General features: G+C 63.6%; 1 pseudogene. It reads left to right on the top strand.

The features are described from left to right. Nucleotides 1-228 (top strand): annotated as a pseudogene (locus tag G3I53_RS32405) (ABC transporter permease); the annotation flags it as partial.

Raw genomic sequence — 228 nt, 5'->3', positions numbered from 1 at the left:
CGATCAGGCCCTTTTCTACTGGGACAGCATCGTCGCGATCCCGCGAGCGATCAAGCACTACAAGAAGGAGACCCTGCGTCTCATCGCCGAGATCTCGATGGGGACCGGAGCGCTCGCCATGATCGGCGGCACCGTGGTGGTCGTCGGGTTCCTGACGCTGTTCACCGGCGGCACCATCGCCGTCCAGGGATACAGTTCGCTGGCGAACATCGGCGTCGAAGCGCTGAC

The organism is Streptomyces sp. SID14436 (genome assembly GCF_010548465.1).
Classification (GTDB): domain Bacteria; phylum Actinomycetota; class Actinomycetes; order Streptomycetales; family Streptomycetaceae; genus Streptomyces.
Note: the sequence above shows the minus strand (reverse complement) of the source record. Positions and strands in the feature narration are given on the sequence as shown.